Below are 14083 nucleotides of genomic sequence, written 5' to 3' on the forward strand. Positions count from 1 at the left end.
GCATCAGGCTGGCCACGGCGGCCACGGCACCGGCGGTGCCTGCACCTGCAAAAAGGGTGCGTCGTGACAATTTCCCTTGGGATTGACTCATGCTGGGTCTCCTGAAAGGTTCCACTTAGGAACAGAACTACATAACGAAACTTGCTGGAATTTAGCAATGCCACGGTGTTTCAGCAAGCGAGGTCTCCCTTGGTGCGAGCCGACCCTCGCCACGATGCGCACAGGGGAGATTTTTTAATTCGCACATCACTGATATAGCCATGCACTCCTGGCACTCGAACGAATTTGCAGCACACCGCATGAATCAAGGGCTTGTGTACTTGCTGCACCGCAATAATCATCTGGTGGCACGACAAGCTGACGACAGGTTTGCGACAACTTGTCGCAAGTCAAATCACACAGATAAGAATGGTTCGCAAGCCTGCCACACGGCGCGCTGTTGTTAGCGCATCAAAACCTTGATACCCGACAAAATCACTCAGCTGTGATCGATAGAATTGCGCTACTTTCATCGCCTGACCGTGACCACAACGCCCCCCATTCCCGACGCAAACAAGCTGGCCGACGGCTGGCCCTACTGGTCCATCCTGGTCGTCGACGACGAGCCGGGCATGCGCAACTTTCTGGTCAAGACGCTGGCGCCGCGCTGCCAGACCGTGATGGAGGCGGGCAGTGCGGAAGAAGGCGCCGAGCTGCTGCGCGGCAACCACGTCGACCTCATCATCCTGGACATCGCCCTGCCCGGCATGAACGGCGTGGCCTGGCTCAAGGAACTGCGCGAGCACGGCTACACCGGCCAGGTGATCCTGATCACGGCCTTCGCCGACCTGGACACCGCCATCGAGGCGCTGCGCGCCGGCGCCTCGGACTTCATCCTCAAGCCCTTTCGCGTGCCGCAGATCCTCAACGCGGTGCGCCGCTGTTATGAGAGTGCCCGGTTGGCACGCGAGAACTTCGTGCTGCGCCACGCACTGTCGCGCAGCCAGTTCGCCGACAACGGCCTGGTGGGGCATACGCCGCAGATGACCGAACTCTCCGCCTCCGTACGCCGCATCGCCACGGTCAACAGCACCGTGCTGCTGCAGGGCGAATCGGGCACGGGCAAGGAGCTGGTGGCACGTGCCCTGCATGCCCTGAGCCCGCGCGCGCAAGGGCCCTTCGTGCCCGTCAACTGCGCCTCGGTCTCGCCCGAGCACATGGAGAGCGAGCTCTTCGGCCATGCCAAGGGCGCCTTTGCCGGCGCCACGCGCGCACGCGACGGCCTCTTCTATTACGCCCAGGGCGGCACGCTCTTCCTGGACGAGGTGGCCGAGCTGCCGCTGCCGCTGCAAGCCACGCTGCTGCGCGCGCTGGAAGACCTGAAGATCCGCCCGGTCGGCAGCCAGCAGCTGGTGACGATGAACGTGCGCATCATCGCCGCCACCAACCGCTCGCTGCAGCAGGCCGTGGCCGAGGGGCGCTTCCGCAAGGACCTGTACTACCGCCTGCAGGTGGTAGAACTGGCGCTCCCCGCCCTGCGCGAACACAAGGACGACATCCCCGACCTGGTACAGCACTTCATCGCCCGGCTCGCCCCCGTGCTGGGCGCCGCGCCGCTGCAGATCACACCGGCCGAGATGGACTACCTGATGCAGTACGACTGGCCCGGCAATGTGCGCGAGCTGCGCAACCTGATCGAACGCTCGCTGATCCTGGGCACGCTCAATGTCTCGGCGCTCTACACCATGGGCCAGCGCTCCGCTGCCGCGCCCGCCGACAGCGGCGCCGAGCGCGGCGTGACCGACCTGCACACGCTGGAGCAGCAGCACATCCGCGCGGTGCTCGATTCGGTGCACGGCGACAAGACGCAGGCCGCGCAGCTGCTGGGCATCTCGCGCCGCACGCTGGAGCGGCGCTGCGCCGAGTGGGCCCTGTCGTGAGATGGCTCGCCCGCTTGCCGGCCGCGCTGGCGCCGCGCTGGCTCACGCACTCCATCCGCAACAAGCTGCTGGCCATGGCGCTGCTGCCGCTGCTGGTGGTGCTGCCCCTGCTGGTCGGCGCGCTGCTGATCTGGGGCAATGCCGCCTACGACCGGCTGCTGATCACCAAGGTGCGCAGCGACCTGGCGGTGGCACGCGGCTACTTCGAGCAGGTGTTGTCCGAGGTGGGCTCCGGCACGCACGCGGTGGCGGCCTCGCACGCGCTCTACCAGCCCTTGCAGCGGCGCGACCTGCCGGCCGTGCAGGCCCTGTTGGCACGCGAGAGCCGGCGCCTGGGCTTCGACTTCATCAACCTTTACCAGCTTGACGGCCGGCTCATCACGGCCGACTGGCTGCCCTCGGCCACCCCGTCCACCGAGATGCGCACACCAGCGCATGGCGCAGGGGCCATCCACGCCCGCGTCAGCACCGACCAGGCCAACCTGGCGCGGCTGGAGCCGGCCGAACTGCTGGCGCTGGCCCCGCATCTGGCGCCGCGCATCCACATCCCGCTGATCCCGACACGCAGCGCCATTCCCACCACACGCAACGTGGAAGACCGCGCCCTGGTCATGCTGGCCACCACGCCCGTGCGCGGTGCCGACGGCAATATCGTGGCGCTGCTGCGCGGCGGCGTGCTGCTGAACCAGAACCTGCCCTTCATCGACCACATCAACCGCATCGTCTACCCCGAAGGCTCCCTGCCCTTCGGCAGCCACGGCACGGCGACGCTCTTCATGGACGACGTGCGCATCACCACCAATGTGCGCCTGTTCCAGGACGAGCGCGCCATCGGCACGCGCGTTTCGCAAGCCGTGCGCGAGGCCGTGCTCACGCATGGCGAAACCTGGCTGGACCGCGCCTTCGTCGTCAACGACTGGTACGTCTCGGCCTACGAGCCGCTGCTGGACGCCGCCGGCGAGCGCACGGGCATGCTCTACGTGGGTTACCTGGAAGAGCCCTTCCGCTACGTGAAGTACGGCATGCTGGCGCTGATCGTCGGCATCTTCCTGGTGGTGATGGTGCTGGCCGCGCTGTTTTCGCTGCGCTGGGCGCGCAGCATCTTCCGCCCGCTGGAGCAGATGAACCTGACCATGCAGCGCGTGGAGGACGGCGACACCGGCGCACGCGTGGGCCTGGTCACCGCGCGCGACGAGATCGGCGCGCTGGCCGGCCACCTGGACGAACTGCTGGACGTGATCGACGAGAAGACCCGCGCCCTGCAGCGCTGGGCCGAGGAGCTCGATGCCAAGGTGGTCGAGCGCACGCAGGAGCTGGCGCAGAGCAACGCCTCGCTGCAGCAGGCGCAGCAGCAGCTGGTCAAGTCGGAGAAGCTCGCCGCCATCGGCCAGCTCACCGCCAGCGTGGCGCACGAGATCAACAACCCCATCGCCGTGATCCAGGGCAACCTGGACCTGATGCGCGAGACCCTGGGCGCGCAGGCCACCCCGGTCAAGGCCGAACTCACCCTGCTGGACCAGCAGGTCGAACGCATGCGCCTGATCGTCACCCAGCTGCTGCAGTACGCACGGCCCACCGAATACGCGGGTTACGTGGAAGCGATGGACGTGAACCAGACGCTGGAGAACTCGCTGGTACTGGTGGCCCACCTGCTGGCGCGCACCCGCATCGACGTCGAGCGCGACCTGCTGGCCACGGCGCGCGCCGGCGTGAACCGCCAGGAACTGCAGCAGGTGGTGATCAACCTGATGATCAACGCCATCCAGGCCATGCCCGAGGGCGGACGCCTGCGCCTGCGCACGCGCAACCGGGAGGACGGCAAGACCGGCGTGCTGCTGGAGATCAGCGACAGCGGACCGGGTTTGAGCGAACGCGTCAAGGAGCGCCTGTTCCGCCCCTTCTTCACCACCAAGAACGACGGCAACGGCCTGGGCCTGTGGATCAGCGTGGGCCTGGTGGAACGCTACGGCGGCAGCATCGAAGGCCTGAACCGGCGCGAGCTCGGCGAGGCCGCCGATGGTGCGGTCTTCCGCGTCTGGCTGCTGACCGAGCCGCTGGTTCCGCAGGATGGTCCGACGGGCCCGATGGAAGCGCGGCGGGCCTGAACGGGAAGCCGGCTTTACGCCAGCATGTCGAAGCCCTGCATCTCGACGCTGAGGAAGGCGCGCGTGAAACCGGCCAGCGCCGCGTAGAAACGTGCCGAGGGGTTGCCCTCGATCGCGTCGCACATGGGGTTGACCCAGGGCTGCAGGTGCGCCGCAAAAAACTCGCGCTGTTTCGTCAGGTTGGCCACGGCCACGTCGTCGCCGGCGATCAGGTAGCGCATCACCTCGCAGAGGTAGGCGATGTGGTCCTCGGTCTCGGGCATGGTCTCGTCGCGCGCCAGGCCCAGGGCGGCCAAGTCATCGCGCAGCTTGGCCAGGGGCTTCTCGTTGAGGAAACCGCTGAGGTAGTGCGAGCCGAAGAGGTAGACCTCGGGTTTGCCGACGCCGCCGAACAGGGCGTTGTATTCCCTTGTGACCGTCTGCAAGTCCAGATCGCGCGCCGCACCCACCAGGGCACGCCAGGGTTCCTCCAGGAAACCACCCTCGGCCGGCGCTTCGGTGGCGGCCACCCGCAGTTGCTCCAGCAACTCTGCGCCCGGGGGGGCGTAATACAGCGCGGCCAGCAGGCCATAGACCTCGGCGCGGGCGGTCTCTTCGTCGAGCGTGCCGCCCTGGGCCAGCAGGGCGTCGTTGGATTCTGGTTGATTGCTCATGGTCGGCTCAAAGGTCGGTGATCCTGGATTCGTTCGGGTTGCTGTAGATGTCGATCACGCGGCAGTCGCCGCACATCTTCAGCCGCTCCAGCGCTTCGCCCTGGAACATGGAATGGCCGGCCAGCTTGCCCAGCATGGCCTCGATGCCCTTGAGCGTGCCGAAGGGCTTGCCGCAGCGCACGCAGGCGTAGGGCTGCATCTCGTTGATCACCACGGCTTCCTTGCGCTGCGGCGTCAGACGCAGCTGCGGAATGAGCGACAGCGCCTTTTCCGGGCAGGTCTTGACGCACAGGCCGCATTGCACACAGTTCTTCTCGATGAATTTCAGCTGCGGCGCGTTGGGGTTGTCCTGCAGCGCGCTGGCCGGGCAGGCGTTCACGCAGCTCAGGCACATCGTGCAGCTGTCCTTGTTGATGGCCAGCGCGCCCAGCGGGGAGCCCTGTGCCGGCAGCGGAATCAGCTCGGGTCTGGGTTCGGCCAGCGTGGCGTGCGTCAGCAGATGGTCCAGCGCCAGTTCCAGCGTCGCACGCTTGTCGGCCTGCACGGCAAAACCGGCGGGCTTGGCCACACCCTGCGCGGCCGCAAGCTGCAGGTCGGCGTCCAGCGCCGCCAGGTCGCGCGCATCCCGCGCATGCAGGATGCGGAAGTGTTCGCCCTTGTAGCCCAGGCCGGTGAGGATGGCCTGCGCCACGTCCATCTGGGCGCGCACGGCCTCCAGGTACTGGGGCGCTTCCTCGCCCGCCATCAGCACCCAGACATTCGTCGCACCATAGGCCACGGCCGAGAGCCAGACATCCAGGCCCAGGGAGGCGGTGTGCCAGACCGGCACGGGGATCACGCGCGCCGGCACGCCCAGCATGTCCGGGTCCACGCGTGCGGCGCGGCCCAGGTCACCGATCATCCGGGTCCCCGCCTGCTGGCTGTGCAGCAGCAGCGCGGGCTGTTTGCCGCCGGCGCGCAGGTAGGTGGAGAGCAGGGTCTTGAGCTTGACGCCCTGCTCGCCCGCACGCGGGTAGGCAAAGGTCAGCGCGCCGCTGGGGCAAACCGTGGTGCAGGCGCCGCAACCCACGCAGAGGTTGGGGCTCACCTTGATCTGCTGGTGTTCGTAGTCCGAACTGATGGCCGAGGCCGAGCAGACCTCGATGCAGGCGTTGCAGCCCACCTTCTCGTTGCGGCTGTGCGCGCAGAGCTTCTGCTTGTAGACAAAAAACTTGGGCTTCTCGAATTCGCCGACCAGACCGCGCAATTCGATGAGGGTGCGCTGGTTCTGGCCGTCCCACTGGAAATAACCCTGGGGCTTGGCGTGCTGGGTGAAGGCCGGCGTACTGCGCAGGTCCAGCACCAGGTCGTAGGTTTCGCTGTCGGCCTGCGGCTCGCGGGTGAAGTCGATGGCCCCGGCCACGCCGCAGGCCTTGACGCAGGCCCGGTGTGATTTGCACAGAGCGCTATCAATTTGATAGTCGAAGCCGATCGCGCCTTCCGGGCAGGCGTCGATGCAGGCATTGCAGCGTGTGCACAGGTCCAGGTCGATGGGGTTGTTGCGCTGCCACTTGAGTTCGAAGGCGCCCAGCCAGCCGGTGAGCGCCTCGATCCTGCCGGCCAGCACGGGATAACGGCGCTCCTGCAAACCGCCATCCGTCCCGGGGCCGGTGCTGAAGATGCTGACGTCCAGGGTGTCGGCCAGCAGCTCGGCGGCGCGCTCGGCGGCGTCCAGCGCGCCGATGATGAGCAGGCGCCCGGCGCTCTTGTAGGTGACGGTGGGCACGGGCTCGGGGTCGGGCAGGCGCGCGGCGGCCAGCAACGCGGCCATCTTCGGGCCGGCCTTGGCCGCGTCCTTGCTCCAGCCCCCGGTCTCGCGGATGTTGACGAAACGGATCGGCACCGACTTGGCGCCCTCGGTCTGCTCGGAGATCTCGCCGAAGAGGCGGGCTTCCTGCGTGCAGGCCACCACCACGTCCTCGCCCTGTCCCAGCGCCTGCTGGAAGGCGCCGGCCTCGCGCCGGCACAGGGTGCTGTGCAGCGTCAGGTTTTCATTGAGGACCGCGCCCAGACCCTTGGGGTCCAATGGCATGGTCTTGTTGCAGTCGCAAATCAGGGTCGACATGGTCTTGATCGTTCAGTTGGGCCGTGGCGGCAGGAGGCGGCAAACCGGTGTTCGCTGCCACCGTGGGTGGATTATCAGTTTGCGCAGCAGGCGCCGGGCTAGGGGTCAGCCCTGCCCCGGGCTTCTTGTCTTGCTCTTCCTCGTCATCGAAGAGGTTCAGGAATTTCGCACTGGCCATCTGGCGCAGCATCGATTCCGGCAGCGGGTCGGGGATGGAGTAGTCGTCGATGTAGACGTCCATGCGATCCATCACATTGAAGTGCGGATCGGTGAAGAGCTGCTTCATGGCCGCGTTCCTGACCTCGGGGTCCACGTCGGCGGCGACGAAACGCCTGAAGTCGGACTGCGGCGTCAAGGCCTGCGCGTCCTGCAGCGTGGGCGGTGGCGGCTCGACCACGGGCGCGGCCTGCGGTGCAGCGGCCACGGGCTCACTGCGCGCGGACACTGGAGGCACCGGCGTCGCGACGGGCACAACCGGCTCTGCGATGGGCTTGCCCTCGCGCACCGCCTGCTTGCGCTGCGCCCAGCGGCCCAGGAAGCCGTCAGCCATGCTCGCCCCCGCCGAATTTCTTCTCCGTGCTCACCGAGGCCGGGTTGCCGAAGCGGTCGGTCAGCGGCTTGAAGCTGTCAGGCCGCTTGCGCTTCTTGGGTTCGATCTTGTAGTGCTCGTCGGCAAAGGCCTGGAACCAGGCCACCACCTCGGGCGGCGCCGGCACCTGCTCCACCGTCTCCTGCGCGTCGAGCCAGCGGCCGGCATCGTGGTAACTCACCGACACGGCGGCCGGGCGGGGAATCGGTTCGTCGGACACCGTGGCTTCCTCGTCCATGCGCCAGAGCACGAACCAGCAGGGTGCCGGCGTGGTGGCGTTGAGGTAATAGCCCTCCGCATCGTCGCGGAAGAGTTCCACCGTGAAGTTCGGGTGCAACCAGTGCTCGCCGCTCTCATCCTGGCGCAGCCGGCGCGGTTCGGTGCCGAAGGCGGGCTCGTTCATCACCACGTCGGCCAGCTCCCAACGCCAGGTCTGCCAGCGGCTCATGGCGCCGGCTATGCGCACCTTGCGCATGATGACGGCGACTTGAAGAGTAGGCTGTTTCGTGTTCATGACAGCCGCCACTGTAGCGGATAGGAAAGACCCTGCATAAGAGTCCGTTGCGACAATTTGTCGCACGCCCTGCTCATCCGCGCCAGGAAGTAAAAGGGCCTTGCGGCATGCCGCAAGGCCCTTGTCTTGTCCCGCCGGAAGCGGGCATCACAGGACCGCTCAGCCCAGCATGGCCTGCGCCGCACCAAAGCCCTGCGTCTTGGCCGGCGTGCCGCCGCGGCGGATGGCCACCGCGCAGTACTTGAACTCCGGGATCTTGCCGAAAGGATCGAGCGCGGCGTTGGTGATCAGGTTGGCCGCCGCCTCGTAGTAGGCGAAGGGGATGAAAACGGCGCCGCGGGGCGTGCCGTCGTCACGGCGCAGGTGGATGGCCACCTGGCCGCGGCGCGAGGCCACGGTCACCACGTCGCCGGGCGACAGGCCCAGCTCGGTCATGTCGTCACCGCACATGGAGGCGGTGGCGATGGGCTCGATGGCGTCGAGCACGCCCGAACGGCGCGTCATGCTGCCGGTGTGCCAGTGTTCGAGCTGGCGGCCGGTGATGAGCACGAAGGGGAACTCGGCATCGGGGCGCTCGTTGGCCGGGATGATGTCGGCCGGCACCAGCTTGACCTTGCCGTCGGCCGTGGGGAAGTCCTCGATGAAGACGGTGGGCTGGCCCGGGTCTTCGGCACTCAGGCAGGGATAGGTCACGCTGGATTCCTTCTCCAGGCGCTCCCAGGTGATGCCCGAGATGACGGCGTGCATGGCCTGGCGCATCTCTTCGTAGACCGCGGCCACACCGGCGTGCTCACCCGGGTAGTTCCAGTCCTGGCCCATGCGCTTGGCAATCTGCTGGATGATCCAGAGATCCGGCTTGGCTTCGCCCGGCGGTGTGACGGCCTGCTTGCCCATCTGCACCATGCGGTCGGTGTTGCTCACCGTACCGGTCTTCTCGGGCCAGGCGGTGGCGGGCAGGATCACGTCGGCCAGCCAGGCGGTCTCGGTCATGAAGATGTCCTGCACCACCAGGTGCTTGAGTTCGGCCAGCGCGTGGCGGGCATGGTTCAGGTCCGGGTCGCTCATGGCGGGGTTCTCGCCCTCCACGTACATGCCATGGATCTTGTGCGGATCGCTGTCGTCGACCAGGGCCTTGTGCATGATCTCCACCACGGTGTAGCCGGGGCGGTTGTCGAGCTTGGTGTTCCAGAACTTCTCGAACCACTGGTGCACTTCCTTGTTGTCCACGCGCTGGTAGTTCGGGAACATCATGGGGATCAGGCCGGCGTCGCTGGCGCCCTGCACATTGTTCTGGCCGCGCAGCGGGTGCAGGCCGGAGCCGGGCTTGCCGATCTGGCCGGTCACCGCGCACAGGGCGATCAGGCAACGTGCGTTGTCGGTGCCGTGCACGTGCTGGCTCACGCCCATGCCCCACAGGATCATGGAGGCCTTGGAGGTGGCGAACTCGCGCGCCACTTCGCGCAGCTTTTGCGCCGGGATGCCGCAGATGGGCTCCATGGCCTCGGGGCTGTAGCCCTGTACGTTTTTCTTCAGGGCTTCAAAGTTGCTGGCGCGCTTCTTCACGAAGTCCTGGTCCACCAGGCCTTCTTCGATCACCGTGTAGATCATGGCATTGAGCATGGCCACGTCGGTGTCAGGCTTGAACTGCAGGGTGCGCCAGGCGTGTTTGCCGATGTCGGTGATGCGCGGGTCGGCCAGCACGATCTTGGCACCGGCCTTGGCGGCGTTTTTCATCCAGGTGGCCGCTACCGGGTGGTTGGCCGTGGGGTTGGAGCCGATCACGAAGATGAGACCGGAATGCTCCACGTCATTGACCTGGTTGGACACGGCACCCGAGCCCACGCCTTCGAGCAGGGCCGCCACGCTGGAGGCGTGGCACAGGCGGGTGCAATGGTCCACGTTGTTGCTGCCGAAACCCGTGCGCACCAGCTTCTGGAACAGGTAGGCCTCTTCGTTGCTGCCCTTGGCCGAGCCGAAACCGGCCAGGGCCTTGAGGCCGTACTTGTCGCGCAGGGCCTTGAGGCCGCCGCCGGCCAGGTCCAGCGCCTCGTCCCACGTGGCTTCGCGGAACATGGTACCGATGATGGACGGGTCCTCGCTCATCTGGCGGTTCAGCTCGTCGATGGCCTCCGGATCCTTGGGCACGCCGGCCTTGCGGATCAGGGGCTTGGTCAGGCGCTGCGGGTTGTGCGCGTAGTCGAAACCGAAACGGCCCTTGACGCACAGGCGGTTGTGGTTGGCCGGGCCGTCGCGCCCGTCCACGCTGATGATCTTGTTGTCCTTGACGTTGTAGGTGATCAGGCAACCGACACCGCAGAAGGGGCAGACCGAGTCGACCTTCTTGTCGACCTGCTGCGAACCGATGCGTGTCTTGGGCATGAGGGCGCCCGTGGGGCAGGCCTGCACGCACTCACCGCAGGCGACACAGGTGCTGTCACCCATGGGGTCGTTCAGGTCGAACACGATCTCGCTACTGGACCCGCGCATGGCGTAGCCGATCACGTCGTTCACCTGCTCTTCACGGCAGGCGCGCACGCAGCGGTTGCACTGGATGCAGGCATCGAGGTTCACGGCCATGGCCGGATGCGAGATGTCGGCCTTGGGCTGCTCGCGGCGCAGGGCCTTGAGTGCGGGGCGCACGGTCACACCCACCTGGTCGGCCCACTGCGACAGCTCGCCATGTTGCAGCGACTCGTCCTGCTCGTCCCACTTGTAGCCGGTATCGGGCATGTCGGACAGCAGCATTTCCAGCACCATCTTCTGGCTCTTGACGGCGCGTTCGCTCTTGCTCTGCACTTCCATGCCGGCGGTGGCGCTGCGGCAGCAGCTGGGGGCCAGGGTGCGTTCGCCCTTGACCTCGACCACACAGGCGCGGCAGTTGCCGTCGGCGCGCATGCCTTCCTTGTAGCAAAGGTGCGGGATCTCCATGCCCATGCGCTTGGCAACGGTCAGGATGGTTTCACCGGCGTAGGCCTGGGCCTTCTTGCCGTCGAGCGTGAACTCGACGACCTGGGGGGTGACTTCGTTGAGCTTGGCGGGTGCGTTCATGCTTGGGCTCCCAGTTCTTGCGGGAAGTATTTCTGGACACAGCGGATGGGGTTGGGCGCGGCCTGGCCCAGGCCGCAGATGGAGGCGTCGGCCATGACCTGGCACAGGTCTTCCAGCGTCTCGTTGTCCCACTGCTTGGCTTCCATCAGCTTGACGGCCTTGGCCGTGCCCACGCGGCAGGGCGTGCACTGGCCGCAGCTCTCGTCGGCGAAGAAACGCATCATGTTCACGGCGGCTTCGCGCGCCGTGTCCTTCTGGCTCAGCACGATGACCGCCGCAGAACCGATGAAACAGCCGTAGGGCTGCAGGGTGTCGAAGTCCAGCGGGATGTCGCCCATGCTGGCCGGCAGGATGCCGCCTGAGGCGCCACCCGGCAGGTAGGCATACAGCTCATGGCCATCGAGCATGCCGCCGCAATACTGGTCGACCAGTTCGCGGATGGTGATGCCGGCCGGCGCCAGCTTGACGCCCGGGTGCTTGACCCGGCCGCTGACGCTGAAGGAGCGTAGGCCCTTGCGGCCGTTGGCGCCGAAGCTGGAGAACCAGCTCGGGCCCTTCTGCACGATGTCGCGCACCCAGTAGAGCGTCTCGAAGTTGTGCTCCAGCGTGGGCCGGCCGAACAGGCCGACCTGGGCGATGTAGGGCGGGCGCATGCGGGGCTCGCCACGCTTGCCCTCGATGCTCTCGATCATGGCGGACTCTTCGCCGCAGATGTAGGCGCCGGCACCGCGGCGCAGCTCGATCAGCGGCAGCGGGCAGGGCGGGTTGGCCTGCAGGGCGGCCAGCTCGGCCTCCAGCAGGGCGCGCGCGCCGTGGTACTCGTCACGCAGGTAGATGTAGCAGGCGCCCACGCCCACGGCGTAGGCGGCGACCAGTAGGCCTTCGAGGAAACGGTGCGGGTCGCGCTCCAGGTAGGTGCGGTCCTTGAAGGTGCCGGGTTCGCCTTCGTCGATGTTCACGGCCATCAGCTTGGGCGCAGGCTGGTCACGCACGATGCGCCATTTGCGCCCGGCCGGGAAACCGGCGCCGCCCAGGCCGCGCAGGCCCGAGTCTTCCATGGCCTTGATGACGGCTTCCACGTCCTGCCGGCCAGCGAGCAGGTCGGCCGCCAACTGGTAGCCGCCCTTGGCCTTGTAGGCCTCAAAACCCACGAAGTCGGGCGAGACCTGCTGCTGGCTGGGTGCGGGGGAGATGGACTTGAGGGCCAGCGCTGCCGGCTCGAAAGCCGCCTTGCCGCTGGACTTGGGGTGCGTGCTGGCACCGGCCTTCACGGCCTTGGCCACGCTCTCGGGCGTGGCGCGCAGCACCGGGTTCTGGTGCACCACGGCCACCGGGGCCTGCTCGCAGCGGCCCACGCAAGGCGCGTGGAGTACGCGCACATCACCGCCCAGGGTGGTCTGCAGCTTGCTCATCAGGCTCTGGGCACCATGCATCTCGCAGCTCAGGCCGTCGCAGACGCGCACGGTCAGGCCGGGGGCTTTTTCGTCGCCCCTCACCACCTCGAAGTGGTGATAGAAGGTGGCCACTTCATAGACCTCGGCCATGGGGATGTTCATTTCCTTGGCCAGCGCCACCAGGTGGCGGTCGTGCAGGCAGCGGTAGGCGTCGTTGAGCTTGTGCAGGTGCTCGATCAGCAGGTCACGGCGGTGGCCGTTGGCCGGCCTGGCGCCGATCAGGGTGATGACTTCGGCCAGCGACTTGTCGTCGGCCTGGCGGCCCTTGAGCTTGCTCTTGCGGCGGATGCGTTCGCGCAGGTCGTCGACGGTGGCGACGGCCACGGCCTGGACTTCGCCTTTGCGGCCTGGATGGTTCATGGGGTTGTCCCTCGGTTCATAACTGTGGGCGCAGTGTCCGCCCGGCCCCTGCCGCGGTCAAATTGCATGGAGACATGTTGTCATTCAAAATATAAATGATGCAGCGCAGCAAATTGCATATGCGGTGATCAGGGCCGCCTCAAAGCGACCGCCCGAACTGTTTCAGGCGTGCAAGAGGCCGCTGTGCGCGGCCGCATGGCGCAACCAGGCCGCATCCTGCGCCAGGGTCAGGGCGGCTTCCAGCGGGCGCGAATGCCGCTCCGCCGTCTGGAACATGAAGCCGATGGAAGTGCGCACTTCGGGGCTGCTCAGAGGCTGCGCCTCCAGTTCGCGGTAGGCGCGCACCGCCCCCACCAGCGCGCCGGGCATGACGGCGCAGACCGAGCCGCCCACGGCACTGAGCGCCAGGGTCAGCAGGGAATTGGTTTCCAGCACCGGCTGGACCCTGACGCCGGCCTCGGCGAAAGCGCCGTCCACGATGTGGCGGTTGTACATCTCGGAGGTCATCAGGCACAGGGGCAGCGCGGCCGCCTCCTGCCAGGGCATGGGTGAACCAAAACGCATGCCCTGTGCGTTCGGCTCCGGTGGCAACGCGGCCTTGCGCACCAGGAAATAGTGCTCGGTGTACTGCAGCAGGGTCTGCAGCGCTCCGGCACCGGGGCGCACGCGCTCGATGAAACCCAGGCCCAGGTCCAGCGTGAGCTCCTCCAGCCCGGCCTCGATCTCCTGCGAACTCATGGAGCGCACCACCGGCCGGATGCCCGGGTGGCGCGCCTGCAGCATGGCGGCAAAACGCGCCGCCACCGGCTCGGCCGAAGGCACGACGCCGATGCCCAGACGCCCCTGCGGCTGGCCGCCCACGCTGCTCAGGTCCTGCTTGAGCAGCGTTTCCTCGCGCAGCATGCGACGCGCGCTTTCCAGCAGGCGCTCCCCCTCGGGCGTGAAACCGACGAAGGTGCGGCCGCGCTTCACGATGGACGAACCGAATTCTTCTTCCAGCGCGCGCAGGGCGTTGGACAGCGCGGGCTGCGTCACGAAGCAGGACTGGGCCGCGCGGGCGAAATGCTTGTGCTCGTCGAGAGCGACGAGGTAGCGCATGGAGACGAGGAGGTTCATGCACGCATCCTACAAGACCGGGGTATGAAATCGGGAGCATGTCTTGCCGCTTGGGGTATGGCTGTCTCTTGCTTCGCTTTTGTAACCCCCCACTCATCCCCCCGCCCTTCTCTACCCCCGCCGGGGTAGAGAAGGGAGCCTGGATTTGGCTTCTGGTGTTCTGGACAGGCTTCTACAGTACGTGACGCCGCCACCGTGGATGGTGGGCCGAGATTTCTGGC

The 14083-nt window shown here is 66.8% G+C and carries 9 protein-coding genes; 2 read left to right on the top strand and 7 right to left on the bottom strand.

The window, feature by feature from the left end; genetic code table 11:
* Positions 1-521 precede the first annotated feature (521 nt).
* Entirely contained in the window at positions 522-1919 is a 1398-nt protein-coding gene (locus AO057_RS16895; RefSeq protein ID WP_057677355.1) for a sigma-54-dependent transcriptional regulator, read from the top strand.
* On the top strand, positions 1916-4024 hold the full coding sequence (locus AO057_RS16900; protein ID WP_240480802.1) for a sensor histidine kinase: 2109 nt from the start codon (positions 1916-1918) through the stop codon (positions 4022-4024). Before AO057_RS16895 ends, AO057_RS16900 begins: the two co-directional genes overlap by 4 nt.
* Positions 4025-4038: 14 nt before the next feature.
* Here the strand turns inward: AO057_RS16900 and AO057_RS16905 are convergent, their stop codons facing one another.
* The 7 genes from AO057_RS16905 to AO057_RS16935 form a co-directional block, all read right to left on the bottom strand.
* Positions 4039-4677 (bottom strand): TorD/DmsD family molecular chaperone, encoded by a 639-nt coding sequence (locus AO057_RS16905; protein ID WP_057677041.1) that lies wholly within the window; start codon positions 4675-4677, stop codon positions 4039-4041.
* Between the two features lie 7 nt (positions 4678-4684).
* Entirely contained in the window at positions 4685-6781 is a 2097-nt protein-coding gene (locus AO057_RS16910; protein ID WP_156404600.1) for a 4Fe-4S binding protein, read from the bottom strand.
* Positions 6708-7331, bottom strand: a complete 624-nt coding sequence (locus AO057_RS16915) for a DUF3306 domain-containing protein (protein WP_057677043.1) — start codon at positions 7329-7331, stop codon at positions 6708-6710. Before AO057_RS16915 ends, AO057_RS16910 begins: the two co-directional genes overlap by 74 nt.
* Positions 7324-7884, bottom strand: coding sequence for a DUF3305 domain-containing protein (locus AO057_RS16920; RefSeq protein ID WP_057677044.1), 561 nt, complete (start codon positions 7882-7884; stop codon positions 7324-7326). Before AO057_RS16920 ends, AO057_RS16915 begins: the two co-directional genes overlap by 8 nt.
* Before the next feature lie 159 nt (positions 7885-8043).
* Complete coding sequence (fdhF, locus tag AO057_RS16925) at positions 8044-10932, bottom strand: formate dehydrogenase subunit alpha (protein ID WP_057677045.1); 2889 nt, start codon at positions 10930-10932, stop codon at positions 8044-8046.
* Positions 10929-12746: an NAD(P)H-dependent oxidoreductase subunit E gene (locus AO057_RS16930; protein WP_057677046.1), complete on the bottom strand. Its 1818-nt coding sequence runs from the start codon at positions 12744-12746 to the stop codon at positions 10929-10931. Before AO057_RS16930 ends, fdhF begins: the two co-directional genes overlap by 4 nt.
* Positions 12747-12908: 162 nt before the next feature.
* Positions 12909-13862 carry a LysR family transcriptional regulator gene (locus tag AO057_RS16935; RefSeq protein WP_057677047.1) on the bottom strand — a complete coding sequence of 318 codons (954 nt, stop codon included), beginning with the start codon at positions 13860-13862 and terminating at the stop codon, positions 12909-12911.
* Positions 13863-14083 lie beyond the last annotated feature (221 nt).

The organism is Curvibacter sp. PAE-UM, assembly GCF_001432305.1.
Lineage (GTDB): Bacteria > Pseudomonadota > Gammaproteobacteria > Burkholderiales > Burkholderiaceae_C > Hylemonella.